33 protein-coding genes are annotated in these 24,917 nt (G+C 31.7%); 18 read left to right on the top strand and 15 right to left on the bottom strand.

What is annotated here, in order from left to right:
* Nucleotides 1-89 precede the first annotated feature (89 nt).
* The 5 genes from NNL09_RS08545 (at nucleotide 90) to NNL09_RS08565 (ending at nucleotide 4,726) form a co-directional block, all read left to right on the top strand.
* Nucleotides 90-1,397: a DUF885 domain-containing protein gene (locus tag NNL09_RS08545; protein WP_196910943.1), complete on the top strand. Its 1,308-nt coding sequence runs from the start codon at nucleotides 90-92 to the stop codon at nucleotides 1,395-1,397.
* A 100-nt stretch (nucleotides 1,398-1,497) separates the two neighbouring features.
* A complete protein-coding gene (locus NNL09_RS08550) occupies nucleotides 1,498-2,319 on the top strand; it encodes a GNAT family N-acetyltransferase (protein WP_196910942.1) in 822 nt (273 codons plus the stop codon).
* 58 nt (nucleotides 2,320-2,377) lie between these two features.
* Nucleotides 2,378-3,397 (top strand): phenylalanine--tRNA ligase subunit alpha, encoded by a 1,020-nt coding sequence (locus NNL09_RS08555; protein ID WP_025665285.1) that lies wholly within the window; start codon nucleotides 2,378-2,380, stop codon nucleotides 3,395-3,397.
* Nucleotides 3,398-3,405: 8 nt separating this feature from the next.
* Nucleotides 3,406-3,801, top strand: a complete 396-nt coding sequence (locus tag NNL09_RS08560; RefSeq protein ID WP_196910941.1) for a hypothetical protein — start codon at nucleotides 3,406-3,408, stop codon at nucleotides 3,799-3,801.
* 424 nt (nucleotides 3,802-4,225) lie between these two features.
* On the top strand, nucleotides 4,226-4,726 hold the full coding sequence (locus NNL09_RS08565; RefSeq protein WP_025665283.1) for a hypothetical protein: 501 nt from the start codon (nucleotides 4,226-4,228) through the stop codon (nucleotides 4,724-4,726).
* Between the two features lie 35 nt (nucleotides 4,727-4,761).
* Here the strand turns inward: NNL09_RS08565 and NNL09_RS08570 are convergent, their stop codons facing one another.
* On the bottom strand, nucleotides 4,762-4,905 hold the full coding sequence (locus NNL09_RS08570) for a hypothetical protein (RefSeq protein WP_160170084.1): 144 nt from the start codon (nucleotides 4,903-4,905) through the stop codon (nucleotides 4,762-4,764).
* 69 nt (nucleotides 4,906-4,974) lie between these two features.
* A complete protein-coding gene (locus NNL09_RS08575) occupies nucleotides 4,975-5,124 on the bottom strand; it encodes a hypothetical protein (RefSeq protein ID WP_160170083.1) in 150 nt (49 codons plus the stop codon).
* Between the two features lie 84 nt (nucleotides 5,125-5,208).
* On the opposite strand from NNL09_RS08575, the gene NNL09_RS08580 reads away from it, so the two are divergent.
* From NNL09_RS08580 to NNL09_RS08600, 5 genes are all read left to right on the top strand, one after another.
* Nucleotides 5,209-5,433, top strand: a complete 225-nt coding sequence (locus NNL09_RS08580) for a helix-turn-helix domain-containing protein (RefSeq protein WP_024769698.1) — start codon at nucleotides 5,209-5,211, stop codon at nucleotides 5,431-5,433.
* Between the two features lie 289 nt (nucleotides 5,434-5,722).
* Nucleotides 5,723-6,274 carry a TetR/AcrR family transcriptional regulator gene (locus NNL09_RS08585; RefSeq protein WP_196910940.1) on the top strand — a complete coding sequence of 184 codons (552 nt, stop codon included), beginning with the start codon at nucleotides 5,723-5,725 and terminating at the stop codon, nucleotides 6,272-6,274.
* Nucleotides 6,271-6,702: a DUF6463 family protein gene (locus NNL09_RS08590; protein WP_196910939.1), complete on the top strand. Its 432-nt coding sequence runs from the start codon at nucleotides 6,271-6,273 to the stop codon at nucleotides 6,700-6,702. Before NNL09_RS08585 ends, NNL09_RS08590 begins: the two co-directional genes overlap by 4 nt.
* Nucleotides 6,689-7,078, top strand: coding sequence for a hypothetical protein (locus NNL09_RS08595; protein WP_025665280.1), 390 nt, complete (start codon nucleotides 6,689-6,691; stop codon nucleotides 7,076-7,078). The genes NNL09_RS08590 and NNL09_RS08595 overlap by 14 nt, the downstream gene beginning before the upstream one ends.
* On the top strand, nucleotides 7,071-7,490 hold the full coding sequence (locus tag NNL09_RS08600) for a hypothetical protein (RefSeq protein WP_196910938.1): 420 nt from the start codon (nucleotides 7,071-7,073) through the stop codon (nucleotides 7,488-7,490). Before NNL09_RS08595 ends, NNL09_RS08600 begins: the two co-directional genes overlap by 8 nt.
* Nucleotides 7,491-7,520: 30 nt before the next feature.
* Here NNL09_RS08600 and NNL09_RS08605 read toward each other — a convergent pair whose 3' ends face one another.
* The 6 genes from NNL09_RS08605 to NNL09_RS08630 all read right to left on the bottom strand — a co-directional run bounded on the left by NNL09_RS08605 (nucleotide 7,521) and on the right by NNL09_RS08630 (nucleotide 11,795).
* Entirely contained in the window at nucleotides 7,521-7,856 is a 336-nt protein-coding gene (locus tag NNL09_RS08605) for a hypothetical protein (protein WP_196910937.1), read from the bottom strand.
* 63 nt (nucleotides 7,857-7,919) lie between these two features.
* Nucleotides 7,920-9,026 (bottom strand): DNA alkylation repair protein, encoded by a 1,107-nt coding sequence (locus NNL09_RS08610; protein ID WP_196910936.1) that lies wholly within the window; start codon nucleotides 9,024-9,026, stop codon nucleotides 7,920-7,922.
* Nucleotides 9,027-9,113: 87 nt separating this feature from the next.
* Entirely contained in the window at nucleotides 9,114-10,262 is a 1,149-nt protein-coding gene (locus NNL09_RS08615; RefSeq protein ID WP_254514226.1) for a serine hydrolase, read from the bottom strand.
* Between the two features lie 122 nt (nucleotides 10,263-10,384).
* Nucleotides 10,385-11,179: a helix-turn-helix transcriptional regulator gene (locus tag NNL09_RS08620; protein ID WP_196910934.1), complete on the bottom strand. Its 795-nt coding sequence runs from the start codon at nucleotides 11,177-11,179 to the stop codon at nucleotides 10,385-10,387.
* Between the two features lie 186 nt (nucleotides 11,180-11,365).
* On the bottom strand, nucleotides 11,366-11,518 hold the full coding sequence (locus NNL09_RS08625; protein ID WP_160170082.1) for a hypothetical protein: 153 nt from the start codon (nucleotides 11,516-11,518) through the stop codon (nucleotides 11,366-11,368).
* 34 nt (nucleotides 11,519-11,552) lie between these two features.
* A complete protein-coding gene (locus NNL09_RS08630; RefSeq protein ID WP_196910933.1) occupies nucleotides 11,553-11,795 on the bottom strand; it encodes a hypothetical protein in 243 nt (80 codons plus the stop codon).
* 126 nt (nucleotides 11,796-11,921) lie between these two features.
* On the opposite strand from NNL09_RS08630, the gene NNL09_RS08635 reads away from it, so the two are divergent.
* Nucleotides 11,922-12,146: a helix-turn-helix transcriptional regulator gene (locus NNL09_RS08635; RefSeq protein WP_025665273.1), complete on the top strand. Its 225-nt coding sequence runs from the start codon at nucleotides 11,922-11,924 to the stop codon at nucleotides 12,144-12,146.
* Between the two features lie 498 nt (nucleotides 12,147-12,644).
* Nucleotides 12,645-13,307 (top strand): hypothetical protein, encoded by a 663-nt coding sequence (locus NNL09_RS08640; protein ID WP_196910932.1) that lies wholly within the window; start codon nucleotides 12,645-12,647, stop codon nucleotides 13,305-13,307.
* A gap of 135 nt (nucleotides 13,308-13,442) precedes the next feature.
* Here the strand turns inward: NNL09_RS08640 and NNL09_RS08645 are convergent, their stop codons facing one another.
* Together NNL09_RS08645 and trpS are read right to left on the bottom strand one after the other, a co-directional pair.
* Nucleotides 13,443-13,814, bottom strand: a complete 372-nt coding sequence (locus NNL09_RS08645; RefSeq protein WP_196910931.1) for a hypothetical protein — start codon at nucleotides 13,812-13,814, stop codon at nucleotides 13,443-13,445.
* A gap of 15 nt (nucleotides 13,815-13,829) precedes the next feature.
* Complete coding sequence (gene trpS, locus NNL09_RS08650; RefSeq protein WP_025665270.1) at nucleotides 13,830-14,798, bottom strand: tryptophan--tRNA ligase; 969 nt, start codon at nucleotides 14,796-14,798, stop codon at nucleotides 13,830-13,832.
* A gap of 213 nt (nucleotides 14,799-15,011) precedes the next feature.
* Between trpS and NNL09_RS08655 the strand changes: the two genes are divergently transcribed.
* The 3 genes from NNL09_RS08655 to NNL09_RS08665 are packed head-to-tail and all read left to right on the top strand — an operon-like array spanning nucleotide 15,012 to nucleotide 17,138.
* A complete protein-coding gene (locus tag NNL09_RS08655; protein ID WP_196910930.1) occupies nucleotides 15,012-15,764 on the top strand; it encodes a 1-acyl-sn-glycerol-3-phosphate acyltransferase in 753 nt (250 codons plus the stop codon).
* 30 nt (nucleotides 15,765-15,794) lie between these two features.
* Nucleotides 15,795-16,607, top strand: coding sequence for a helix-turn-helix domain-containing protein (locus tag NNL09_RS08660; protein WP_196910929.1), 813 nt, complete (start codon nucleotides 15,795-15,797; stop codon nucleotides 16,605-16,607).
* Between the two features lie 51 nt (nucleotides 16,608-16,658).
* Nucleotides 16,659-17,138 (top strand): DUF6265 family protein, encoded by a 480-nt coding sequence (locus NNL09_RS08665; protein WP_196910928.1) that lies wholly within the window; start codon nucleotides 16,659-16,661, stop codon nucleotides 17,136-17,138.
* Between the two features lie 156 nt (nucleotides 17,139-17,294).
* Here the strand turns inward: NNL09_RS08665 and NNL09_RS08670 are convergent, their stop codons facing one another.
* The 5 genes from NNL09_RS08670 to NNL09_RS08690 form a co-directional block, all read right to left on the bottom strand.
* Nucleotides 17,295-18,899: an outer membrane beta-barrel protein gene (locus tag NNL09_RS08670; protein ID WP_196910927.1), complete on the bottom strand. Its 1,605-nt coding sequence runs from the start codon at nucleotides 18,897-18,899 to the stop codon at nucleotides 17,295-17,297.
* A complete protein-coding gene (locus tag NNL09_RS08675; RefSeq protein ID WP_196910926.1) occupies nucleotides 18,896-19,447 on the bottom strand; it encodes an RNA polymerase sigma factor in 552 nt (183 codons plus the stop codon). The genes NNL09_RS08670 and NNL09_RS08675 overlap by 4 nt, the downstream gene beginning before the upstream one ends.
* A 52-nt stretch (nucleotides 19,448-19,499) precedes the next feature.
* On the bottom strand, nucleotides 19,500-19,916 hold the full coding sequence (locus NNL09_RS08680) for a lipoprotein (protein ID WP_196910925.1): 417 nt from the start codon (nucleotides 19,914-19,916) through the stop codon (nucleotides 19,500-19,502).
* Nucleotides 19,917-20,043: 127 nt separating this feature from the next.
* On the bottom strand, nucleotides 20,044-21,051 hold the full coding sequence (gene recA / locus NNL09_RS08685) for a recombinase RecA (RefSeq protein WP_025665263.1): 1,008 nt from the start codon (nucleotides 21,049-21,051) through the stop codon (nucleotides 20,044-20,046).
* A gap of 449 nt (nucleotides 21,052-21,500) precedes the next feature.
* Nucleotides 21,501-21,665, bottom strand: coding sequence for a hypothetical protein (locus tag NNL09_RS08690; RefSeq protein ID WP_160170081.1), 165 nt, complete (start codon nucleotides 21,663-21,665; stop codon nucleotides 21,501-21,503).
* 285 nt (nucleotides 21,666-21,950) lie between these two features.
* On the opposite strand from NNL09_RS08690, the gene NNL09_RS08695 reads away from it, so the two are divergent.
* The 3 genes from NNL09_RS08695 to NNL09_RS08705 all read left to right on the top strand — a co-directional run bounded on the left by NNL09_RS08695 (nucleotide 21,951) and on the right by NNL09_RS08705 (nucleotide 24,890).
* Nucleotides 21,951-22,982, top strand: a complete 1,032-nt coding sequence (locus NNL09_RS08695) for a rhodanese-related sulfurtransferase (RefSeq protein WP_025665262.1) — start codon at nucleotides 21,951-21,953, stop codon at nucleotides 22,980-22,982.
* Between the two features lie 161 nt (nucleotides 22,983-23,143).
* Nucleotides 23,144-24,412 carry a regulatory iron-sulfur-containing complex subunit RicT gene (locus NNL09_RS08700; protein WP_196910924.1) on the top strand — a complete coding sequence of 423 codons (1,269 nt, stop codon included), beginning with the start codon at nucleotides 23,144-23,146 and terminating at the stop codon, nucleotides 24,410-24,412.
* Entirely contained in the window at nucleotides 24,399-24,890 is a 492-nt protein-coding gene (locus NNL09_RS08705) for a gliding motility lipoprotein GldH (RefSeq protein ID WP_025665260.1), read from the top strand. The genes NNL09_RS08700 and NNL09_RS08705 overlap by 14 nt, the downstream gene beginning before the upstream one ends.
* Nucleotides 24,891-24,917: the final 27 nt, after the last annotated feature.

Raw genomic sequence — 24,917 nt, forward strand, 5'->3', positions numbered from 1 at the left:
ATTCTATATAAAATAGCAAGATTGCACAAACTATAGTGAGATTTCTATAGTATCATTGTATTAAAACAGATTTTAAAAATCAAATTAATATGGTAAGTAGAGATATTAGAATTATAGTACAGATATTTATGTTCGTTCTATTTAGTTGCCAAAACAAAACCGAAAGCCAATCTATTGAATGGGAAACTATAACCAAAGAATTTATAAAGAACTATAAAAAACTAGATATTCAAGGATTAGAACTTTCTTTTGTAGAAAACCTTAAGAACATTAGGGACAAGAAATCTGTTCAAAACCAGGAAGAAGTATTTATCTCTTTAGAAAATGCATTACAAAAAATAGACAAAAATCAATTATCTGATCGTGATAAATTGGATTATGAAGTGCTGCTTTATGAATGTGAACTTAATCGGGAGAGAATTATTATCGAAAAAAAATGGTTAAATGCAATTAGAGATAGTATCCCAACCACTAAAATATTTGATGTGCCAAACGGAAAAGATTGGTATGCGTATTTTTTAAAAAAGTGGGTAGATAAAGAAGCAACACCAGACCAGATATATGCTTTGGGAGTAAAAGAAATAGAAAAAGTAACTTCAAAAATCAAAGAAATACAGATCAAATCCGGGATGGATAGTTTGGATTTTAACAGACATATTAAGGATTCTGTGTTTTTTTATTTCAATGTTGAAATGGTTCAAAAGCGTTTTTTACAAATCAGAGAAACTGTAGCTAACAAATTACCAGAAATATTTCCGTTTACAGATAGAATTCCAGAAGTAAAAATTAAACAAGGAACGAATAAAAATTTGTCTCAAGTTCCTGGGTTTTATACAAATGGTACCTTTTATTATAATTATTTCAATACACCTTTTAATAAGCGACAAGTAGGTTGGTTATACGTTCATGAAGGAATGCCAGGACATCATTATCAGGCAATGGTTGAAACGTTATTGCATCGTTCTGATATTCAAAAAATGTTTAGATATAGAGGAGTTGCAGAAGGATGGGCTGCATATGTAGAAGAAATAGGAAAGGAAATAGGAGCATATCAAAACATATATGATGAATTAGGAAAATGGGAATGGGATATTATTCGTTCTGTACGAGTAGCATTAGATGTGGGGCTTAATTATTATGGCTGGAGTGACCAAAAAGCTTTACAATTTTGGCAACAATATATCAAAGGACAAGATGATATTGCTTTTCGTGAAATAGCTAGAATGAAAAGATGGCCAGTACAAGTTATCACGTATAAATATGGATCCAATAAAATACTTCAATGGAAATCACAACTCGAAAAAAATCAAAACTTTAACCTTAAAGAATTTCACAAAAACATTTTAAAAAACGGAATGTTACCTTATTCAATTTTAGAATCACAACTAGGACTGTAATTAATTCATATTTATGAAAGCATTATCGTATGATGATTATGAAGTTCATTATATTTAGAGTGCTCATTTAATAATGATAAAATACAGATAGATTTATAGTATGGTAGTTAGAACCCTAGAAGAAGTTACATTTAAATCGATAATAGATTGCTTTCTAATTTCATTTAAAAACTACTTTGTAGAAATGCCTACAGATTTAGAGTATTATAAGGAAAGATGGAATAATGCCAAGGTTCGATTTGATCTATCCTATGGTATGTTTGATGATGAGAAACTTGTTGGATTTATTATAAATGGAATTGACAAACGAAACGGAGGCCTAATCGCATTTAACACTGGAACAGGAGTGATTCCTGAGTATCGAGGAAAAAAGATAGTACAATCTATCTATGAGTATGCTCTTAAAGATTTAAAACAAAATGGTGTTACTCGATGTTCTTTAGAGGTAATAAAAGAAAATACAATTGCGATTAAATCCTATGAAAATGTTGGTTTTGAGAAATGTAAAAATTATAAGTGCTTTAAAGGTAAAATACAAATTGAGAATGAGAAGGTTGTTGAGTTAAATGAAATTGATTTTAATCAATTTGATGCGATAAATTTACCCAATCAGGAATACTACTCTTGGGACAATCACAAAAACTCAATCAAAGATGGAAATTATAGATATTTTCAAGTTTTAAAAGATCAAATTCCCGAATCTTATTTTGTTATAAATCCAGTAAATGGATATGTAGCTCAATTTGATCTTTTGAATAAAAATGAATTAGGATGGCATCGTCTGTTTTTAGGGATTAAAAGTATCTGTGAGACTATAAAAATTAATAATATCGATACGAGACTTATCGAGAAAATAAACTATTTGAATTCGATACATGTCGAAAACATAATTGATCAGTACGAAATGGAATTAAGAATATAAATGTACTATTCTATTAACCTAAATTGCGTAAATTTGCCGTTCTATTAAGAAAATAGTGATGATTGATAAGATTAAAGAGTATATAGAAGAAGTTGATAGTTTTAAAGCTAAAACTAAAGAAGATGTTGAGGCATTTCGAATTAAGTTTTCGGGTAAAAAAGGATTGATTAACGAATTCTTTGCAGAGTTCAGAAATGTAGCTAATGACCAGAAAAAAGAATTTGGACAAGCTATTAATGCTCTTAAAGTAGCAGCAGAAGGAAAGGTAAAATCTTTAAAAGATGAATTAGAATCCAAAGACGAAGAAAAAGGACTTTATGGTGATCTTACAAGACCGGCAGAACCTATTGCTTTGGGATCCAGGCATCCTATTTCTTTGGTGAAAAATCAAATTATCGATATTTTCTCTCGTATAGGATTTAATGTAAGTGAAGGTCCAGAGATAGAAGATGACTGGCATAACTTTACAGCACTTAATTTACCAGAATATCACCCGGCACGAGATATGCAGGATACGTTTTTTATTCAAACAGACCCAGATATTTTGTTACGTACTCACACCTCGTCGGTTCAAGTACGATATATGGAGAATAATAAACCGCCAATTCGTACAATTTCTCCAGGAAGAGTATATCGTAATGAAGCTATTTCTGCACGATCACATTGCTTTTTTCACCAGGTAGAAGGATTGTATATTGATAAAGATGTGTCGTTTGCCGATTTAAAACAAACGCTTCAATACTTTACTACAGAGATGTTTGGTAAATCAAGAATTAGATTACGCCCATCGTATTTTCCGTTTACCGAACCTAGTGCAGAGGTAGATGTATACTGGGGATTAGAAACAGAGACCGATTATAAAATGACCAAAGGAACAGGTTGGTTAGAAATTATGGGCTGTGGAATGGTGGATCCTAATGTGCTTAAAAATTGTAATATAGACCCTCAGGAATATAGTGGTTTTGCATTTGGGATGGGAATCGATCGTATTGCTCTTTTATTATATGGCGTGTCTGATATTCGAATGCTTAGCGAAAATGATGTACGTTTCCTAGAACAATTTAAATCTTCACTATAGAGCACAACATGAAGAAAGATATTGAAATACCTATTGTAGAAGGTGTTTATATTGCAGTGGTCAAAGAATGGGATGAAGAATTTCTTGCTCAACATTGGAACTCCTATATTATTAATGATCGTGAGACCGCAATAGAAATGGTTCTAGTGGTAACCAAAGGATACGATGGGGATCGGAAAACTTCATTACTACGTCATGGTATAGGAACAATGGAAGCAAAATCTTCTGCCAAAATCGAAATGCTTCAGGAAGAATTACTGGGAATGAATAATGAATTTGTTGTCACTTTCTTTGCAGAAAGTAAAATGTATGATAAAAAGTATGTGTTTAGAAAACATACTATAAATGAAAACGCTTTTCAGAATTTGCCAGTAATGGATCAATTGGGAGTATTGGTAAAATAATGCCATTTATAACCACCTTCAATATATCAGGGATGTAAATTAGAATGATTTCCTACTGCAGGATAATCTTCTTTTTTGCACAGTAATAGTACCTTAATACCTCTAAAGGTTTCCTAGTATCTTAAAATTTATTAGTTACAGTAATTACATTGAACATTGATACTACTGTCTAGTTCTTCCCTAGATAGATATGTATTGTACTAGATCTATGCTGCCCAATTGTTAGCGATCGTTCTTTTTTAATATGGTTTCTTATAAATAACGATTTAATTTAAACTTCAGTTGTAAGTTATGATTAGTTAAGAAGACTAATACGTATCGATAAAATGCTATTATAATCGATAAAATACACATTTTAACGTTAATTATTTGTTAATAAGAAGTATTTTTCTGATTTTTGTAGCTGTAATTGGAAATACAACATATGAAGAGACTTTTACCGGCTTATGCTACGTTTTTGGTCTTGACACTTTTTGGAATATATTCTTGCGGAAAAGGTGATTCTAATGCTTCTAATATTATGATAGTTGGCATATGGCAATTGAAGCAAGAATTTAGTAATGAAGAAGAGAATGCGCCATTAGAAGAATTCCCGCTTTCCTCTTGTGAAAAAATGACAACTCTGGAAGTGTTAAAGAATGGTAGATTTATTGAGAAAAATTTTTATGATAATTTTGGAACAGGAGGAGAATGTATAAAGGATACTGAAGATACCCATGGAAGTTGGGAAAAAGAATCAGATGGTAATTTTTATTTTATGTATGATAAGAGCGAAATCTTATTATTTAATAAATCTTATGTGACTGTCAAAAATGGAGATCTGGTAGTTACCATTGAATATGATGACCCTGATTTAGGGTATGAAACTACTCTTAAATTTATTTATTCAAAAAAACATCAGGAAACTAGTTACTTACCAAAGTAAAAGAACCCGTATTTAATATACGGGCTCTTTGTAGGCTAAAATTTCGGATGAGATTCTCGGGCCGCATTGGTTTTTTGTAAAGTTTCTAATGCCCATAAATAATGTTGTTGTGTTTCCTGGGTGACACCATGCTTACTTTTGTGAAGCATAAGGCGTTCATAAAGTTTTTTCTCTGTCATACATATTGATTTTGGTTAAAAACTATATTGATATTAGTATCTTTTATACATCCATAGAAATGCACAGGCTTACGAACCTGAAAGCTCTGATGATGTTGTATCAGTGTTGTCAGGCTTAAGTGCTTCTAGCATAGCAATAAAATAGCTTTGTTCTTTTTTACAAAACTGATGCTCCTCTTGATAGGCTAACATATATTGATATAACTCTTCTTGGGTCATACATAATCATCTGATGTAACAAATGTAATAAAAAATTACCGATCGGTAATTGAATTTGTGTTTTATTAAGCTGAATTTTCCATTGTGGAAGAATATGACAAAAAAGAGCTACTTAATATATTAGCTAAACGTGTAAAAGAATTGAGGTCAAAAAAAGATGTGACCCAAGAAGACGCGCTTAATGATACCGGAATTCACTTCGGAAGAATTGAACAAGGTAAACGAGATATTTCTTTTTCTACTCTTTTTAAAATCTGTCAGTATTTTGAAATATCTCCGAAAGATTTCTTCACCAAAGACTTTGACTAAGTCTTTATGACCTAAATTTTCTTAAGCTTTATTATCAGATTTTATAGACGGAACCCGTATTTCTTTTTTTGAGTACTAATGCATACCCTTACATTATTACTCTATATGATTTAAATACAATCGTTCGACCCTTCTTATAAGAATTGTGTTCATAAGAAGAAAGCCTATGATCAATTTAGTCTACCTTATTTTATCTTCAACTAATTATTAAATGCAAAATCTTTATTAAACGATAACGTTTAATAAAGATTTTACTGTATATTTGTTTTTTAAACGAAACCGTCTAATAATGCCAAAAGTAATAGCACAAAGAAATGATTGGATAAAACTGGGATACAAACTCTTTTCTGAGGAAGGAATTTCTGGTATTGTCATTGAAAAGATGGCCAAAAAGTTAGAATGTAACAAGTCAAGCTTTTATTGGCATTTTAAATCCAAGAAGAAATTCATCAGTGAGCTTATAAGCTTTTGGATCACTTCAGAAACAGATCAAATTATACAGCAGGCCGAAAAAGCAAAATCTTCGGAAGAAAAAATTGAACAATTTTTGAAAATCACTTTTAAAAATGACCCTTATTTAGAATTCATTTTTTTCTTAAAACGCTATGCCATAAAGAATAAGGAAGTGCAAGCTATCATAGATGAAATTGATACTAGAAGATTAGAATTTACAACTCAGTTGTTTGAGGAAATCGGATATTCTAAGAAAGATGCTGCTATAAAAGCGAGTATTTTTTATAAATACTTAATTGGGTATCACGAAATGATAAAAAACAAAAAACAATCCAAAAATTACCTCATAGAAGTAAAAAAGGAATTAAAACACTTTATAACAATATGAAAACAAGACATGGGAAAATATTAGTATTCTTTGGGGTAATTCACTCACTATTAGGAATTTCGCCATGGGCGTTTTGGAAACAGTTTGCAGTATTTGCAGACAAGTTCTTTTTCAAAATAAGCGAAGGTCTTTTTGAATTTCCTTTACTCGATGGACAAATGAATTATGAAAATTTCGCGGCATTTTGGTTTTTCTATTTCGGGCTTTTACTTATTCCTATTGGGGTTCTGGTAAACCATGTAGAGAAAACGAATGGGCAAATTCCCAAAAACTTCATGTGGATATATCTTATAATCGTGAGTATTGGGGTGTACATGATTCCTTTTTCTGGCATGACTTTGTTAATGCTACCACATGCAATTTATATGCTTTACACTAGTAACAAAATTAATAATACATCAAATAAACTAAATAATGAAGAAAAATAAATACTGGATAATTGCAGGGATAATTAACATTTTTACTGCAATCCTGCATCTAATCGGAGGTCAAATAGATTTAATTAATCCTTTGATGGAAAGCAGCATTGATCTACAAATAAAAACTGAACTACTAGGGGTTTGGCACGTGATTACTTGTGTCTTATTTGCTTCTTCAATACTCTATTTTAAATATGGCTTTAATACAGCAAAGAAAGCGAACATAGAATTAGTTTCTTTCATAAGCTATTTATACATCGCTTTTTCATTCGTTTTTATCTTTTCAAGTGTATATAAATCAGTATTAGCCTCTCAATGGGTTTTACTTCTCCCTATTGGTATATTAGGAATTATTGGAACTAAAAAATCAAAGACTAATGCTTAAAATCGGCGGATATATAAATATATTAATTGGCATAGGTCATTTAGTAGGACTCATTTGGCCAGAACAAATGTTTGAAAAAACTGGTGCATTAGAAGGAATGAAAACACTGGCGCAAATTCATTTTTCTCTTCCATACCTGTTAACGGTTTTTGTTGCACTAATCTTTTTAATTTTTGGGCTTTATGGGCTTTCGGCAGGCGAAAAAATTAAAAAGCTTCCTTTCTTAAAATTTGGAATCTATGCAATTGCTTCGATATATCTTTTTCGTGGGATTGCAGAACAATTGTATAATATAAGTCAACAGACTACTACAATATCCGAAACTATTCAATCTATCATAGCAGTAATTATTGGTCTACTATTTCTAATTGGTGGTTTAAAAAAATGGAAATTTAAAAATAGAATAAAATGAAGAACTGCATATTATACACAGAATTCGTATTTATTGCTTAGCACCTTTAGGTTTTAATGATTTTGCGTAGGTAAAACTATCATTAAGATAGGAAGAAAGTAATTCAAAATCTTCCATCAATTTTTTGGGAACTAATACATATCCTTTCATCACTGCACCATAGGATTTGAACACGGTAGTTTGATGTTCTTGCATAAATAGTATTCCTTGTTCTTTAGACAATCGAAGACCTATATCACCCGCTTTATTTAATTGTGAAAACATATGGCCATTAACAGATGTATATGGCATTGTTTTTCCTTTTCTTTCGAAATTTGGATTGGTAGCTATAAGCTTGTCATAAAATGCTAACCGTTCTGTCCACATATCGCTTCATTTTAAGAATTGCAAGATGTTATCTATGTATAAAAATACTAAAGAAAAACCTATTTAGGTGATAAGTTCAAAATTGTATTTTTCAAACTCATTCCCATTAATAATGATTGACAATTGATGTAATCCTGTATGAAATTTCCTGGTGGTAATTATTTTAAAAGGCTGCTTTCTGTTAATAATCGTTATGGATTTCTCGGGATATATTTTTTCACTTATTTTAAAAACTTTTTTAGACAAGCTTCCATTAGCTTTCTGGTAATAAAGCCCGTATTCTAATCGTAGCTTAGATGCAGAATTGCTGGTGTTATTAAGTTGAAACGTAAACTCTAACACATCTCCAATCTTAACTTTTGGTGTAAGAATCTGTAATTCATCAATTTTGATATGTTGAATATTACCAAAGCCAAACAATTTCATGATTTCTGTATTTCCTTGCTTCAAAAGGGTTCTACACCCGTGTTTTACTAACCAATCAGTTTCTGTTGAATTTTTGTACCATTCTTTTGCGAGGCCAATAACAATATCGGGGTTGTCCTTTGCAATATCGTTTAGATTATTGGCGACACTTCTTCGTACAGTTTCTGAGGTGTCATTTTTTAAATGTTCGAGAATAGGAAGGATAGATGTTGGATCGGTTTTTAAGAATGGAAGTGCCATAGCCCAGGGCAAACGAGGTCTGCAACCTTCAGATGATAATCTTCTTACCATAGGGTGTTTATGCTTTGACCATTTCTTCATTTGTAAGACTCCTGTTTTAGGGTGTCTTATGAGAAAAGGGCGAATAGCAAATTCACAACTTGTAAATTGGGTAATTTTTTCGATTGCAAGCATAGAAGTATCATAATGATCCATTCCATAACACTCTACAAAATCCGGCAGAAACATATACTCTAAACTATTCTCTTTAATTCCTTCTTTTTGAAGCTGTTTGATAACCTGTAATAGAACATCTATGTTTTTGGTATAATCATGCGATAAATGATATTGCAATGTGATAGTAATATGACGCATTCGTTGCTTCAGTTCTCTGTGTTGCCATTCGGAATCAAAAATTTGATTAAAAAAAGATGAAGTATCAAAATCCAGAACAACTTTTTGAAGAGCCGTTGTAAATTTTTCAAAAAACTCATGAGTGTAAATATGCTTCAATAATTCTGCCATTGTAAATAGTAAATTAATTTGAAACAAAATTAAAATAGGGTAGTGACAACTGTATGTCAGCTTTCGATATATCTTTTAATAGATTTCTTATTTTTTAGCAGTAACTTTTATTTTGTTCTTCTCAAGAATATCTTGTAAACCCATGCTCAAAACAATACTCCAACATTCTTTGCCATTAAATTTCCCTTTTCCTTTATATACTCCGGAATTTGAAAAAACAATAATAATCTCACCATTAGTATAGCTACGAACATAAACGTCGTGTATACCATCTTCTAAACCTCCATGTCTGATTTGTGTTAATTCACCATTTTTATACTCAACACGCCATCCATAAGCATAAGAAACACCATTTATGATATTCCCTTTTAGATTTTTATATGGTTTGAATAGTTGTTGTATACTTTTTGGACTCAGAAAATCACTATATTTAATGGTATTTATCCATTTATACAAATCTTGCGATGTACTAAAAATCCCGGTCCCTCCTTTGTAGCCGTAATTCGCAATACTAACACCTTTGTGATAAACTTTTCTGGATAATGATTTTACTGTTTTTAGATTATTAAATGAGGCTATACTCGAGGTATTATTACCTTCATATCCCCAAAAACCAGTATGATTTAGATTTGATGGAGCTAGTAGATTTTGTGATATGTAGTTTTCATAAGTCTCTCCCGAAACAAGTTCAATTATAATAGCTAAAAGATTGTATCCTTCTGCAGAGTAGCTATATTTTTCACCAACGTTATAATCTAAATGAGAAGATAAAATCACATTGATTGCTTCTTGCCTGTTTTTAATACCATCTGTGACATAATTATTCGCGAGACCAGAAGTATGAGTGAGAAGATGATGAATAGTGATTCCTTTTTTATCCAAAGGAACTTCATCGATAAATTTGGCTATTGGATCATTAACTAATAGTTTACCTTGTTCCTGAAGTTTAAGAATGGCTGTTGCTGTAAATTGTTTGGTTACCGAAGCAATATAAAAGACAGAGTTAGTTGTTAGATTCGAATCGCCTATAGATTTGTTTAAGATGATTTCATTATTCTTGGCAACTAATACCGTTCCTTTAAACCCTTTGTTTTCCTGCTCCTTTACATAAGATTCAATTTTGTCTATTAGTAAAGGATGTTCATAAATAGATGAATCTGCTTTAGATTGAGAATAACTCGAAAAAAAAAATAACCCAAATAAACAAGTGATGATTGATAAACCTTTTATTATCATAATGTATTTGATTATAAGTTGTTTTGCTTAACATTATAAGATATCTATAACATTAATTAAGAAATGATCATACAAATAAAAGGTAGGACTATTTAAAAAAATAGAACAGAATTTGCCTTAAGCTAGACTTTGACGTATTCTTTTGGTAGATAACCAGAAATAGATTTAAAAACCCGAGTAAAATGGCTTTGGTCAGAAAAACCACATATATATGCTATTTCGGTAAGAGAGTATTGTTTTGATTTTAACAAATCAAGTGATCGATCTATTTTTAATTTACGTGAATATTCACCCAATGTACATTGGAAATAGGTTCTAAAATTCTTAGAGATGGTTGTAGGATGCACATTAACTTTGTTGGCAATTTCTTTTAGAGAAATATTCTCATCCCATCGGTCATTTAAAAGATCTCTAACAGATAACATCCATTTTGGAAATAATATTTCATCCTTAGAATTGAGAGAGTTTTCTATGAAAGCGACAAATAACATCTCTATAGCGTTATAAGATTGTAAGTCATTAATTTCTACTTCATTCATTAATTTTATAAAAGTGAAACGGGCATAATAATTTTTTGCCACAGCCAACTCAATTGATTCTTCAGTAAAACCATATTTTTTTAAAAAAGTATCATCTATTTCCAAATTGATATGTTTAGAAGGAAAAGTAGTGTAGATATTTCTATGTAATTCATACGAATTATAGTAGTTTATAGATCCACTGGTTCTTTCTATCTCTTTACCTTTGCGGTATTCTGTATTTGTTCCATAAAGAACAAGACTGATAACTGGTTTTTCATGAGAATGCCAAACACCGGTTTCAATAGGATTTTGATAATTACTGGTGCCGATTAAAAAATCATTAAAATCATATGTTTTATAAATCGGCGCCAAAGAATGACCTCTTTTCAGAATCATAGCGGTTTAATTTTCTTTATTTAGATTGACTAATGTATAGAATTACTTTGTAGCTAAAAAAACAAAATATCTGTTTTTTTTGTTTGATATGTACTTCAGTAATGAAAAATCGTTTCCATATAGTACAAATACGTTAGTAACCTTTTATAGCTACAAAGTAATATTCTGTTACTACTATGATTTTGTTTAAATACTTTCTTCTGGGTTATTACCATTAACTGTAAGTTGCCTTTGTTTAAGTAGCTCTACAGCCCACTTATAATGTTGTAACATTTCCTGGGTTACACCATATTTTTTTTTGTAACGCATTAACCTCTCGTATAATTTTTTCTCTGTCATGACTATTGATTTTTAATTTATATTTTCATATTTCTTATTCTTTTGAATTGTTATCTGGTTTTAAGGTTTTTAATATTTTAATAAAATTGCTTTGGTCTTTTTCACTAAACAGATGTTCTTTTTGATATGCTAACATATAGTGATATAATTCTTCTTTAGGATTGCTGTCTGGTTTTAAAGTTTTTAATAATGCAATAAAATTGCTTTGGTCTTTTTCACTAAATAGATGTTCTTTTTGGTACGCCAACATATAGTGATACAACTCTTCTTTGGTCATAACTTGAGATATCTTTTTATTTTATAATATGCAATATAATGCATATTTATAACAGATAATCAAGTGTTTAATAAAATAGGGGTGCCTGCTGTATTTTTGCTAACAGGAAATTAGTCATTTTTGAGGATGGCTAAAGATGATAAATTCAAAGAAGCATTAGGCAATCGACTGCGAAGTTTACGGCTAGACGCTGGGTTGACATTGGTAGAATTAGCCGAAAAATCCGGAGTAAGTTACCGAACTATTATTGATATCGAAAAAGCAGATACCAGACCTTCTGTTGAAGTAATCAGGTTGCTCTGTAATACACTAGAGTATCCTCTCTCTGACTTTTTTAAATTCAAATACTAACAATTGGATATACGAATAGTTATATCTCTGTTTGTAGTACTAAAAATTGTTAATAACCTAACCTATAGACATATTCTTTATTCTAGGTATAGGTATTGATCCCGCTTAAGAAACTGTTTAAAAAGTGTGTTTTCTGAAAACTACCAATTTTCGATGTATATAATTTCTAAACATGTTCTTAAGAATTTTCCCTGATCTTAAATTACGACGAAAACTCTTACACTTCTTACGGGAACCCGTATGAGATGTATTAATTTTTTTTATATGAACTATACATTTTAACTATTATTTATTTAAAATAATGACTAAAGCTAGTTGTAACCCCTTCAAAAATAGGGGGTAAATCCCCCTTTGTTTCAATGTTACATATTTTTTAGGATTGGTTACATCTATGATACTATCCAGATATAATGCTTTATAACTTTATGGTATTCGATCAATTGATTATAAAACGTTCGGCCAAACAAAGAAATAACTCTTATTAAAACCGTATTAATCATGAAAAAAGTAACATTAAATATTATGGCTGTATTGCTTATTACCCTATGGGCTTGCGAGCAAGAAAACAGTATAGAAGAACAAACTGTAATTGATCAAGATATTCAGATCAATGCAAAGGGTTGGGGAGAGATTTGTATAACTCATTTTCAATTTAATGCTAAAGAAGTTATAAATTCTTTCACCGGTGAGAAAAGTTGCGAATTTGATCCCGATAGCACATGTGTAGAATGGAAATGTGAAACAAACCCTGGACTCGCAATTACTCCTCCACTAGACATTTTGAATCCTTGTAAAATAATACCTTGTGGTTGGGATTATAATGATCCTTGGATTCTAGTCTATAAGATTGATCCCAGAGTATTTGATTCTATTAAAGATGCATTTAAATTGGATATCAAATCCAATATGGAAGCCATGCCGTTTGCCATGAACGAAAGTATCCTTGGATTGCAGTTTTATGGTGAAAATGATTTGATGTCAATAAAATATAGTGATCCAGAGCCAGAAACCAATATATTTTATCTTAAAAACAATTTGACTTTGGACACATCTTATGCTAAAAAGCTAGGACTTAAGGGTAATTTGATAAAAGAAGGAAAATACCCTGTTATTTTTAATAAAAAGAATAAGACATATAATGTAATCCTAAAGGTAAAATGATCAACTTATTTTAACAGATCATATAATCTCCATTATATGATTGTCAAGTCAGGTTTGTCGAAGTTAGTACTCCCAACGCTTCTTTGATGGGCCTGAATTGATTTTTTATCATATGAAATAATAAGGTAAAAGTGATTATCTTTTTTTGAAATATGCCTTTCTAATGAGTAAACCGTAGATTAACAATGGAATTAATAAACAAATCACAACAGAAGAAGTCTTGTAATTACTACCGATATTATTGAAAAGATTTAAAAAATCAACAGAACTATTAAATGACCAATTGGCAAAATTCTCAAAATCAGGAATCGTTATTAGTATAATGAGAACAATTGCGAAAAATCCAATTTTGAAATAGTTTTTTTCTGTGATCTTATCTAATAAAAACATCCAGGTAAAAGGAATTAAGAAAAACCAAATAATGATATTGATCTCCTTGTAAGAAAAACCAGTAAGCTTTTCAAGAAATTTTAAAAAGTCATACGTAATTTCGAATAGAAATTCCATGATAACTTCTTACATCTAGTATCCAACCTTTTCTCTAACTCTTGCTAGTACAGTATCGGCAATAGCAGTAGCTTTTTGAGCTCCAATTGCAAGGGCTTCGTCTATTTCATTAAGATTATCCATATAATAGGCATAGCGCTCACGTTCAGAAGCAAATTTTTCAATCAATAATTCATAAAAAGCTTGCTTTGCATGTCCATATCCGTAGTTTCCTCCCTGATAATTCTTACGCATTTCTTCTTGTTGTTCTACAGTAGCGATAAGCTTATATAGAGCAAATAAATTACAGGTATCAGGATCTTTTGGTTCTTCTAGCGGAGTACTATCGGTCTCGATAGACATAATCTGTTTACGTAGTTTCTTATCTGGTAAAAACAGGTTAATGATATTTCCTTTTGATTTACTCATCTTGCTACCATCTGTTCCTGGCACATACATAGTTTCTTTTTGTACCTGGGCTTCGGGTATTACAAACATTTCACCCATTTGGTTGTGCATTCGCGAAGCTACATCACGAGTCATTTCAAGATGTTGTAGTTGATCTTTTCCTACAGGTATAATTTCTGCATCATAGAGTAGGATATCCGCAGCCATTAGCATAGGGTATGTAAACAATCCAGCATTTACATCCTCTAGACGATCCGCTTTATCCTTAAATGAATGTGCAAGTGTTAGTCGCTGATAAGGAAAAAAGCAGCTTAGATACCAAGATAATTCTGTCACCTGTGGGATATCACTCTGCCGATAAAAAACAGTTTTTTCTATATCCAGGCCACAAGCCAACCAGGCAGCAGCAGTAGAGTAGGTGTTCTCTCGTAATGTCTTGGCATCCTTGATTTGTGTAAGCGAGTGCATATTGGCAATAAATAAAAACGAATCGTTTTCTGGCTCATTGGCCATTTGGATTGCCGGAATGATAGCTCCTAAGAGGTTTCCTAAATGCGGAGTGCCTGTACTCTGTATTCCTGTTAGAATTCTGGACATGGTGATATATTATCTTTTATTACGGTTTTAAGTTTTAAACCCTGGTTAAGTACCTTATTAATTTCTAAAATTTAATGAAGTATTTAGTTTACAGATTTTAGTGTCATAAACGAGATTCTGCCTACTTATACTTCGAGTATATAACTATACTATTTTCGGCAAAGGTAATTTTTTTGTTCACATAGCTCAAACCAATTGTGTATTTTTGGGGAGATGCATATACTAAGAAACATACTTATCCTGCTATGGCGTATCTGGTTTTATATCGTTATGGGTATTCCTATACTTATTATGTTTCCTGTGTTATTAGTGCTTTCGTCGAGAGAAGAATGGTATTCGCAATTTTTTGTAGTTGCTAGGTTATGGGCAAAAATTGTGTTGTACGGATCAGGTTTTTTACCCAAAGTTGTCAAAGAAGCAGAACCAGATCGTAAAAAAAGTTACATGTTTGTTGCTAATCATACTTCGATGACCGACATTATGTTAATGCTATATGCTATAAAAAATCCTTTTGTATTTGTAGGGAAAAAAGAACTGGCAAAAATCCCGATCTTTGGATTTTTCTATAAACGCACCTGTATATTAGTAGATCGAAATAGCCAACGAAGCAGGAAAGAAGTATTTGATCGTGCACAGGCAAGGTTACATGATGGTACAAGTATTTGTATTTTTCCAGAAGGAGGGGTTCCCGATGATGAATCTGTGATTTTGGATGAATTTAAAGATGGAGCCTTCAGATTAGCAATAGATCACCAAATTCCTATAGTACCATTAGCGTTTCTAGATAATAAAAAGCGATTTTCATATACTTTTTTTAGCGGAAGCCCCGGAATTATGAGAGCTCGTGTTCTTAAAGAGGTTCCTACCCAAGGATTAACACAAGATCATAAAAAAGAGTTGAAAGAAAACACAAGAGATCTTATTTTAAAGACATTAGAAGTCGACCTTGAAAATAAAACCTCCTAGTCGAAGCTATCTAATTGTTTAGTAGCAATTATGGATAAAATCTACACCCTAAAGAAAGCATCGCCAAAACTATTAAGGATTATAAAAAGTTTTTGGCTTGTTGATTATCAGGAAGATATAGCTTTGAAGAAAGAAAAGATAATTCCTGACGGCTACCCTGAACTTATTTTTCATCTGGGGGATCCTTATAAAATAAATATAAACGGAGTATGGCAGCAACAAAGCCAATATTTAATTGCAGGCCAAATCAAAAATTGTTTTTTTCTTGAAAATACAGGAAAATCAAAAATGTTTGCGATCAAGTTTCAACCTTGGGCGCTCACTGAATTATTTGATATCAAAATGAAAACGCTAACAGATAAGGTAATTGAGATTCCTCAAAAACTTTTAGTAACACTACAACCGATTAAAGAAGTAGCTATGAGTTCTCTTTCTTTTGATGAAAAAATAAAACACATCGAAAATTGGTTCCTAAAGTTTATTTCTAGACAAAATATAAAACGGTTTAATGGTAGAAATGCTGTAGAACTGATTATTAAAAACAAAGGAAGACTTAGTCTAAAAGAGATTCAAAATAAAGTTGGGATTAGTGAAAGAAGTTTAGAACGTTATTTTGAGATGTATATAGGTTTATCTCCAAAGTTTTATATCAGGATTATCAGGTTTTCATATATTTTTCAATTGACTCAGAAAGGTTGTATAGATTGGGCAGAAGTAGCTTTCCTATCTGGGTTTTATGATCAATCTCATTTTATTAAAAATTTTAAAGAGTTTACAGGAGAAGAACCAAATAAATACAAGTTTTCTGAAAAAAATATGGCAAATTTATTTTTGAAAAAATAAAATGTCGGTTTTTTACAATCGTTATGAATTTTTAGAAACTACTTTTAAAAAATGGAAAACATAAAATTAAAAGTAATGAGGGTGGTAAAGCTAAGTGTCGTTTTGATGATATTGATCTTTCATAATGCTCATGGCCAAAAAGTTAATTTACATAAAGTTGATTTCTTAATAGGAACCTGGAAAATGGAAGGAAAAGAAAACTATGAAATTTGGAAAAAAACTGACAATCAATTAGTAGGAGAAGCATTTAAAATCTCAAACAAACAAAAACATATTTCTGAAAAATTAGAAATAAAACTGGTGGATGCTCATATAGTTTACATTGCAACTGTTTTGAATCAAAATGAAGGAAAAGGGATTTCTTTTACATTAAAACAACCAGAAGAGAACTTATTTTCTTTCGAGAATATGAAGCATGATTTTCCGAAAAAAATTAGATATAAAACCCTTAATAAAAATGAACTATTCGTATCAGTTTTAGGAAATGATGACAAGGGGTTTTCTTATAAATTAATTAGGCAGGTTGATTAATATTAAAGTAAGCAAAAAACGTTTTATGAGATAAATCCATTGAATTAAATGATGCATTATTAAAAAATAGAAAGCCGTTTCTCCCCAGAAACGGCTTTGTTCATCATTGCTTTTAAAGCAATAACTACCTAACCAACTAAAAAATCTTTATAGTTCTTAAAATTTGATACTTACTCCAGTGTATACCCCAAAATAGTATGGTTTAAAATTATTGGCATTATCATTAAAGGCATTAAACTGATATTTAAAAATAGGCTCAAGATTAATCTCAAATTGATCTGATATTTTATAATCGACACCCACCCCTATATTACCACTAAAACTTACATCGTTAAGATTGTTGGCCTCTCCTATAGGAGTTTCAAAATCACCAGCCTCTATAGAAATTTCGTTGTCCTGTAAGAATAATGTACTTATACCTCCAATCATATTTACTCCAATTTTTTTATCAACCAAAGCATATTTCATTTCAACAGGGACTTCTAGATAGGCAATACTTTGGTTAAGTAATCCTACATTTTGTTTTTGTTCTATCGCATTTCTATTAAGATCCGAAAATTCAGATCCGAGATCTGTGTTTCTTACGTTTCCGATGTCAGAAATCAAAATTGCTCCAGCGGTAGAATTATAGCTTACATTTTCTAGGTTTTGCCCAACTGCCGATGGAGAAAAACCAACACCTTCGGTATTATAACTAAGATCTACTTTGTTTACTCCAGAACGCACACTAAATCTTTTGTTTATGGCATAAGAAACATGCACACCATAACTCATATTTACTTGTCCGTTTTTATTATTATCTGCAAATTGAGCATCGATCGAAGATCCGCTTCCGATAGAACTATAATATACAGGCGCAACATTAGGCGCAACATTCCATTTTTTGGTAGATGTGGATTCTTCAGCTATTTCTTCTTCCTCGTCTTTATTTATAACATCAAAGATAGATTTCTTACCATTGTCATTTGTGTTCTCAACATCTTCTTCGGGAGTTTTGTTTTTTATATCATTATCAACGCTCTTTTCTGCCAAACTTTGAGTGTTTGTGTTACTTTTCTCATTAGGTGCTGTAAAAAGAGGATGTTCTTTTTCTGAAATAGACTTTTTATCCTGTTGATTAGCAATAGTAGTTTTTTCGATTGTGTTCTCTTGTGTAACAATAGGGTCTTCTTTTTGCTTAGAAGAGATTTGTGCTGTATTGTTATTATTTGTTGCAGGATGACTCACTATTGGATTCTTAGTGGCAGAATGGAAGGTAGGGTCCAATTCATCACCATTTTTGGGTTGAGAAGGTACTTGCTCCAGAGTTTTAGCAACCGCATTTTCTTTTGTAGCAGATGGCTCAAAATAATTATGTTGACCAGCATCATTGTCTTGATCAAGATTAGTATTTTCTGTTTTTTGATTAGCGGGATTGGTTTCTTTTTCTTCTGAAGTGACTATAACATCTTCTATAAGAGGTTTGACCTGCTTGTTAGGTGTCGTTTTTGTATGTTCAATTATGTTTTGAGTATCAGAATCGGTGATGGTATCATTTTGTTGTAGATCATTAGTATTAAACGGTAGGGAGCTTATGCCAAATATAAGTGCAATTAATGCTGCAACACCCGCAACTCTATACCAAAATGGTATCAGAAAAATTCTTTTTTTGTTTTTATTTTGGCGTGCCTTTATTTTTTCCCAAACTATTTCATCGGGAATGACTTCAAAATCCTTGAATTTTTCCTGAAATAAACGATCTATATTTTTTTTATCACTCATCTTCGTTCTTCAATTGGTCGAACATAAAGCTCTTGGTTGGTTTGTAATTTTTCTTTTAAAATATTTCTTGCTCTCGCCAGATTAGATTTAGAAGTTCCTACAGATATCTCTAACATCTCTGCAACTTCTTTGTGAGAATAACCGTCTAACACATAAAGATTAAATACTAATCGATATCGATCGGGTAGTTGCTGTATAATCTTTAAAAGATAATCCAGCGAGATCTCTTCTTCATCTACTTCAACTTCAACTTCTTCAATCTGTTCTTCATTAATGATATCAAAAACTTTTTGTTTTCGATATTTCTGTAATGCTGTATTAATAGTTACTCGTTTTATCCACCCTTCAAAAGAGCCTTGGTTTTTATATTGACCGATTTTATCAAAAATGGTTATAAAAGCATCTTGCAGGGTGTCTTCTGCACTCGAAGCATCACTAGAATATTTTAAGCAAATCGAAAACAATTTACTGCTGTATAATCTATACAATTGTTCTTGCGCCTGAGCATTTTTTTTCTTACATCTTTTTATGAGTTGGTCTAAACCCACTAACAACTATTTTTAGTTTACCCATTTTTATGCATTAGAAAATGGGTATAATTTATAATACAGGTACTTCTACAGTTAAAAATTGATTATCTCCATTTTCGTCTCTTCCTTGCCAGAATCTAAAGATGTAAGAATCTTCATTTCCTACCAAAAAATCAAAAGACACTTCGACTAGATCTGTTGTTTCTAAATCGTTACAATTACCTCTATTAACTACCAAATTAACTACAGATACCGTTCGTTCATTTCCTAGTCTGTCATAATCAAATCCTGCAAAAGAATGACAATCAGTTGGTCTGTAGTAAGATACAGTAATTGTGTATATTTCTTCTCGATTAAACTGATCGGGCAGTGAAACTTCCTGTACAGTAGCTAATTCATAAAAGAAACTTGTTCCATTGTCGTCATCAGAACATCCAGTTAAGATAACTACAAGAAAAAATGTTAAAACTATTTTTATCCTTCTCATTTTCTTGGGGTTTTGAGAGATCGTATAACCTATCCATTAGGTAGATGCTCTAATGTAGATAAGGTTGCTTTTAAGGTATAAAAAAATCCCGAAGCTTCGGGATTTTAGTATTTTTATTAAGAAAGTTTTATTCTTTTGCAATTTTTATGGCTTCCTTGATTTTTTGTTCAAGTTCTTCCATAAGCTCTGGATTATCATTAAGTAAAGATTTCACTGCATCTCGTCCTTGTCCTAATTTGGTGTCTTGATAGCTAAACCAGGAACCACTTTTCTTGATAATCTCGTAGTCTACACCAATATCAATAATTTCTCCATTTTTAGAAATACCCTCTCCATACATGATATCAAATTCTGCAGTTCTAAAAGGCGGTGCTACTTTGTTTTTTACTACTTTAACCCGTGTTTTGTTTCCTTGTACTTCACTATTACTATTTTTGATTTGTGTAGAACGACGAATATCTAAACGTACCGAAGCATAAAATTTTAGAGCGTTACCACCAGTCGTCGTTTCAGGATTTCCAAACATTACTCCGATTTTTTCACGAAGCTGATTAATAAAAATTACGGTACAATTGGTTTTGCTAATTGAACTGGTTAATTTTCGAAGTGCCTGAGACATTAATCGTGCATGAAGTCCCATTTTAGAATCTCCCATTTCACCTTCAATTTCACTTTTAGGAGTAAGTGCTGCCACAGAATCAATAACGATAATATCGATAGCTCCAGACCTGATCAGGTTATCAGCAATTTCTAAAGCCTGTTCCCCATGATCTGGTTGAGAAATAATTAAATTATCTATATCAACACCTAATTTTTCTGCATAAAAACGATCAAAAGCATGCTCTGCATCAATAAATGCTGCAATACCTCCAGCCTTTTGTGCCTGTGCAATGGCATGTAAAGTAAGTGTTGTTTTACCAGAAGATTCTGGTCCGTAGATTTCAACGACTCTTCCTCTAGGATACCCACCAACACCTAATGCAAGGTCTAAACCAAGAGAGCCTGTAGGGATTACGTCTACTTCTTGTACAGAACTGTCACTCATCTTCATTACAGTTCCTTTTCCGTAGGCTTTATCTAATTTATCAAGGGTAAGTTTTAATGCTTTTAATTTTGCGTCTTTCTCTGTACTCATTTGTTGTTCAAATATATCGGGATTTGACATTGGTAATAAACTTTTTGCTAAAGTACTATTTCTTTTTGTAGTTGGGATATGGATTCTAAAATCGTTATTAACAACAATTACCTGTATTTTATCTTAAGATTTGGAGTTTTTAAACCTGTACTAGACATCGATTACATTTTTTTTCAAGAGTATAGCGCAACCCTTTTGTTTTTATAGCATCTACATAAAAAGCAAACATGAACAAAAGCAGAAGGAAAGAGAGAGATGAAATTTCTTAAAAAGGTCGTAAGACATAATCTTGATGGCTGCACAATTACTAAAATCAGTAATTGTATAGTAGAAGGTGGCTAGCTTCGTTATTATATTTTTTAATCGTTAAATTATTTAATAACGAATTAGCCCAAAAAAAATGCCTTGGAATAAGTTTCAAGGCATTTTTTATATTCAGAAATTAGAATTTATTGATTTGCATTATCTGAATTATCTGTGTCTCTAGGTTTGCATAATGGAATTGCAGAATAATCGTCACAATTACCGCTTCCCGTAATATACCCACCACTAATGATTTGTTGTTGTCTTTTGTTAAGCACTTTTGCGCCCATTAGGTTTTTTAAGCTTTTCATTATAATTTCTTTTAAAGAATTTATGTTCCCTGAACATTTAATGACACTCAAGGTTTGTGTCAATCTTTCGCGAAAAGATGAATTACTTCAGATAAAAGTATAGGTTGCGAGTTCCATTTTTCAGGACTGAGATTTTTTTAACAAAAAAATAAGATTAGAGTTTAACCATTCATAAACTCAAATAAGCAGTTTTTGGATATTACTTTATGATTTGTATTTTTGCCAAAAAATTTCTTTTACCCCATATATATATTGTTTGGGGCTAACTTAAAACGTAAGTATAGCATGCAACTGTACAACAAATTAAGTGCAAAAGAAAGAGCAGCTCTTATCGATGAAGCCGGTACAGACCGACTTACGCTATCTTTCTACGCATATGCACATATTGGTAATCCACAAATTTTTAGAAATCATCTTTTTATTCATTGGAACGAACTCGAGGTTTTGGGTCGTATTTATGTGGCCAAAGAAGGTATAAATGGGCAATTATCTGTCCCGGCACCTAATTTTGAGGCTTTTAAAAAACACCTGGATAGTATTTCTTTTCTAGAAAATGTACGCCTCAATATCGCAAGAGAGCAAGACGCAAAATCCTTTTTGAAGCTAAAAGTAAAAGTTCGTAAAAAGATTGTAGCCGATGGATTAAATGATAACACATTTGATGTTACCAACAAAGGAGTACATGTTGATGCTTCTGCATTTAATGAACTTATCGAAGATCCTGATACGGTACTGGTCGATATGCGTAATCATTACGAAAGTGAAATAGGCCATTTTAAAGGAGCTGTTACACCAGATGTAGATACGTTTAGAGACTCTTTGGATATCATCGAAGAAGATCTTAAAGATCATAAAGAAGATAAAAAACTTGTAATGTATTGCACCGGAGGTATACGCTGTGAGAAAGCCAGTGCATATTATAAGCATAAAGGATTTAAAAATGTATTTCAATTAGAAGGAGGTATTATAGAATATGCAAGACAAGTCGAAGCTCAGGGTTTAGAAAATAAATTTTTGGGTAAAAACTTTGTATTTGATCATAGAAGAGCAGAGCGTATTTCTGAAGATGTAATAGCTAGTTGTCATCAATGTGGTGCCCCGTGTGATACCCATGTGAATTGCGAAAATGAAGCATGTCATCTATTGTTTATACAATGTGAAAATTGCGCGGCAGAGCTAGAAAACTGTTGTTCGAAAGAATGTATGGAAGTTAATAGACTATCATTTGAAGAACAAAAAGCACTGCGAAAAGGAAAAGGAAATAGTAATAAAATCTTTAAAAAAGGTCGTTCTGAAGCATTAAAATATAAAAAGTAACACCTAAAAAGGTGAAGATACTATAGCAGATAGTTTTTTTTATCCTCATTTCATAGTATCTTTAACGATTGATACGTTAGAAATGATATATTTCTAACTTTAGTAAGAACCATATTTGTTGCGATTATGATCGCAGACAAATTTCAATATAGATAAAAAATATGGGGTGTAACAGTTGTTCCTCCGCAAAAGACGGGCAACCCAAGGGTTGTAAGAATAATGGTACCTGTGGTACAGATGGTTGCAATAAATTAACAGTTTTCGATTGGTTATCCAATATGTCACTTCCTAGTGGATCTTCACCTTTTTCTTATGTTGAAATACGATTTAAGAATGGTAGAAAAAACTTCTTTAAAAATACAGAAAATCTTTCTTTAAGCATTGGGGATATTGTTGCAACAGAGTCCTCTCCTGGTCATGATGTAGGAATTGTTACTCTTACTGGAGAGTTAGTTCGTATCCAGATGAAAAAAAAGAAAGTAGAACTTGATAGTGAAGACATAAAAAAAGTATATCGAAAAGCATCTCAAAAAGATATTGATATATGGCAGAAAGCTCGCGACAGAGAAGAAGCTATGAAGGTTCGTGCTCGTGAAATCGCAATTAGATTAGAGCTGCAAATGAAAATTTCTGATATCGAATTTCAGGGAGATGGATCTAAAGCTACTTTTTATTACACAGCAGAAGAGCGAGTGGATTTTAGGCAATTAATAAAAGAATTTGCACACGAGTTTAATACTCGTATAGAAATGCGACAAGTAGGTTTTAGGCAAGAAGCCGCACGACTAGGAGGTATTGGGTCCTGTGGGCGGGAACTATGTTGTTCTACCTGGCTTACCGATTTTAGATCGGTAAATACTAGTGCAGCTAGGTATCAACAATTATCTTTAAATCCGCAAAAACTAGCTGGTCAATGCGGAAAACTAAAATGTTGTCTTAATTATGAATTAGATGCATATATTGATGCACTTAATAATTTTCCTAAAACAGATATAAAGCTTCGAACAGATAAAGGGACTGCTGTGTGTCAAAAAATAGATATTTTTAAAGGATTATTGTGGTATGCCTATGAAGGCGAATGGATGAATTGGCACAGAATATCTACCGAAGATGTTAATGAAATTATTGCGGCAAATAAGAACAATGAAAAAGTAGCAAGCTTAGAAGATTTTGCTTCAGAATTAATAGAAGATACTAAAACAGATTTTGAGAACGTTGTAGGACAAGATAGCTTAACGCGATTTGATCAGCCCAAACGTAGTAAAAGAAGAAATCGTAACAAAAGAAAAAATAAAAACAAGAGATCTTCAGAGAAACAAGTGGCAGTTTCAAACAAATCAAAAGAAGGGAATTCTGATAAAACAAATAAATCAAATAATCGAGGTAATAAAAAACGTAGGTCTCGTAATAGGAATAATGATAAAACTTAGGTTTTTTTTAATAGTATGTATTGTAATTGGTATGATCTCCTGCGATGATAAACAGGTTTTCGATACTTATCATACAGTAGCTAATGCATGGGAAATGGATGAGAAAGTGAGTTTTACACTTCCAGAACTCGACACAACACAATCCTATAATTTATTTATAAATATTCGTAACAATAATGAATATAAATACAGCAATTTGTTTTTAATTAGTGAAATGAAATTTCCAAATGGTAAAATACTCACCGATACATTAGAGTATCGTCTTGCAGCTCCTGATGGGAAATGGCTAGGAACAGGTTTTTCTGATCTTAAAGAAAATAAATTGTGGTATAAAGAAAATGTAAGTTTTAAAGAAAAAGGAAATTATAAGATAACTATAGAGCATGCCATGAGAAAGAATGGTGATGTAAATGGGATATCGTCATTAGAAGGAATTACAGATATAGGATTTAGAATAGAAAATGCTCAAAATCCTTAATAAATTATAAAAGATAGAATCTATCTT

This window comes from Aquimarina sp. EL_43 (assembly GCF_943422735.1).
In the GTDB taxonomy this organism is placed as follows: Bacteria; Bacteroidota; Bacteroidia; order Flavobacteriales; family Flavobacteriaceae; genus Aquimarina; species Aquimarina megaterium.

Excerpts from the sequence above, each read along its gene's own strand:
- NNL09_RS08545 (WP_196910943.1), top strand. The coding sequence starts at position 90 with ATGGTAAGTAGAGATATTAGAATTATAGTACAGATATTTATGTTCGTT.
- NNL09_RS08660 (WP_196910929.1), top strand. The coding sequence starts at position 15,795 with ATGGATAAAATCTACACCCTAAAGAAAGCATCGCCAAAACTATTAAGG.
- NNL09_RS08595 (WP_025665280.1), top strand. The coding sequence starts at position 6,689 with ATGAAGAAAAATAAATACTGGATAATTGCAGGGATAATTAACATTTTT.
- NNL09_RS08705 (WP_025665260.1), top strand. The coding sequence starts at position 24,399 with ATGATAAAACTTAGGTTTTTTTTAATAGTATGTATTGTAATTGGTATG.
- NNL09_RS08590 (WP_196910939.1), top strand. The coding sequence starts at position 6,271 with ATGAAAACAAGACATGGGAAAATATTAGTATTCTTTGGGGTAATTCAC.
- NNL09_RS08640 (WP_196910932.1), top strand. The coding sequence starts at position 12,645 with ATGAAAAAAGTAACATTAAATATTATGGCTGTATTGCTTATTACCCTA.
- NNL09_RS08655 (WP_196910930.1), top strand. The coding sequence starts at position 15,012 with ATGCATATACTAAGAAACATACTTATCCTGCTATGGCGTATCTGGTTT.
- NNL09_RS08645 (WP_196910931.1), bottom strand. The coding sequence starts at position 13,814 with ATGGAATTTCTATTCGAAATTACGTATGACTTTTTAAAATTTCTTGAA.
- NNL09_RS08560 (WP_196910941.1), top strand. The coding sequence starts at position 3,406 with ATGAAGAAAGATATTGAAATACCTATTGTAGAAGGTGTTTATATTGCA.
- NNL09_RS08695 (WP_025665262.1), top strand. The coding sequence starts at position 21,951 with ATGCAACTGTACAACAAATTAAGTGCAAAAGAAAGAGCAGCTCTTATC.
- NNL09_RS08665 (WP_196910928.1), top strand. The coding sequence starts at position 16,659 with ATGGAAAACATAAAATTAAAAGTAATGAGGGTGGTAAAGCTAAGTGTC.
- NNL09_RS08565 (WP_025665283.1), top strand. The coding sequence starts at position 4,226 with ATGAAGAGACTTTTACCGGCTTATGCTACGTTTTTGGTCTTGACACTT.
- trpS (WP_025665270.1), bottom strand. The coding sequence starts at position 14,798 with ATGTCCAGAATTCTAACAGGAATACAGAGTACAGGCACTCCGCATTTA.
- NNL09_RS08600 (WP_196910938.1), top strand. The coding sequence starts at position 7,071 with ATGCTTAAAATCGGCGGATATATAAATATATTAATTGGCATAGGTCAT.
- NNL09_RS08635 (WP_025665273.1), top strand. The coding sequence starts at position 11,922 with ATGGCTAAAGATGATAAATTCAAAGAAGCATTAGGCAATCGACTGCGA.
- NNL09_RS08690 (WP_160170081.1), bottom strand. The coding sequence starts at position 21,665 with ATGAAAAGCTTAAAAAACCTAATGGGCGCAAAAGTGCTTAACAAAAGA.
- NNL09_RS08630 (WP_196910933.1), bottom strand. The coding sequence starts at position 11,795 with ATGACCAAAGAAGAGTTGTATCACTATATGTTGGCGTACCAAAAAGAA.
- NNL09_RS08615 (WP_254514226.1), bottom strand. The coding sequence starts at position 10,262 with ATGATAATAAAAGGTTTATCAATCATCACTTGTTTATTTGGGTTATTT.
- NNL09_RS08625 (WP_160170082.1), bottom strand. The coding sequence starts at position 11,518 with ATGACAGAGAAAAAATTATACGAGAGGTTAATGCGTTACAAAAAAAAA.
- NNL09_RS08670 (WP_196910927.1), bottom strand. The coding sequence starts at position 18,899 with ATGAGTGATAAAAAAAATATAGATCGTTTATTTCAGGAAAAATTCAAG.
- NNL09_RS08610 (WP_196910936.1), bottom strand. The coding sequence starts at position 9,026 with ATGGCAGAATTATTGAAGCATATTTACACTCATGAGTTTTTTGAAAAA.
- NNL09_RS08620 (WP_196910934.1), bottom strand. The coding sequence starts at position 11,179 with ATGATTCTGAAAAGAGGTCATTCTTTGGCGCCGATTTATAAAACATAT.
- NNL09_RS08550 (WP_196910942.1), top strand. The coding sequence starts at position 1,498 with ATGGTAGTTAGAACCCTAGAAGAAGTTACATTTAAATCGATAATAGAT.
- recA (WP_025665263.1), bottom strand. The coding sequence starts at position 21,051 with ATGAGTACAGAGAAAGACGCAAAATTAAAAGCATTAAAACTTACCCTT.
- NNL09_RS08570 (WP_160170084.1), bottom strand. The coding sequence starts at position 4,905 with ATGACAGAGAAAAAACTTTATGAACGCCTTATGCTTCACAAAAGTAAG.
- NNL09_RS08680 (WP_196910925.1), bottom strand. The coding sequence starts at position 19,916 with ATGAGAAGGATAAAAATAGTTTTAACATTTTTTCTTGTAGTTATCTTA.
- NNL09_RS08700 (WP_196910924.1), top strand. The coding sequence starts at position 23,144 with ATGGGGTGTAACAGTTGTTCCTCCGCAAAAGACGGGCAACCCAAGGGT.
- NNL09_RS08585 (WP_196910940.1), top strand. The coding sequence starts at position 5,723 with ATGCCAAAAGTAATAGCACAAAGAAATGATTGGATAAAACTGGGATAC.
- NNL09_RS08605 (WP_196910937.1), bottom strand. The coding sequence starts at position 7,856 with ATGTGGACAGAACGGTTAGCATTTTATGACAAGCTTATAGCTACCAAT.
- NNL09_RS08575 (WP_160170083.1), bottom strand. The coding sequence starts at position 5,124 with ATGACCCAAGAAGAGTTATATCAATATATGTTAGCCTATCAAGAGGAG.
- NNL09_RS08555 (WP_025665285.1), top strand. The coding sequence starts at position 2,378 with ATGATTGATAAGATTAAAGAGTATATAGAAGAAGTTGATAGTTTTAAA.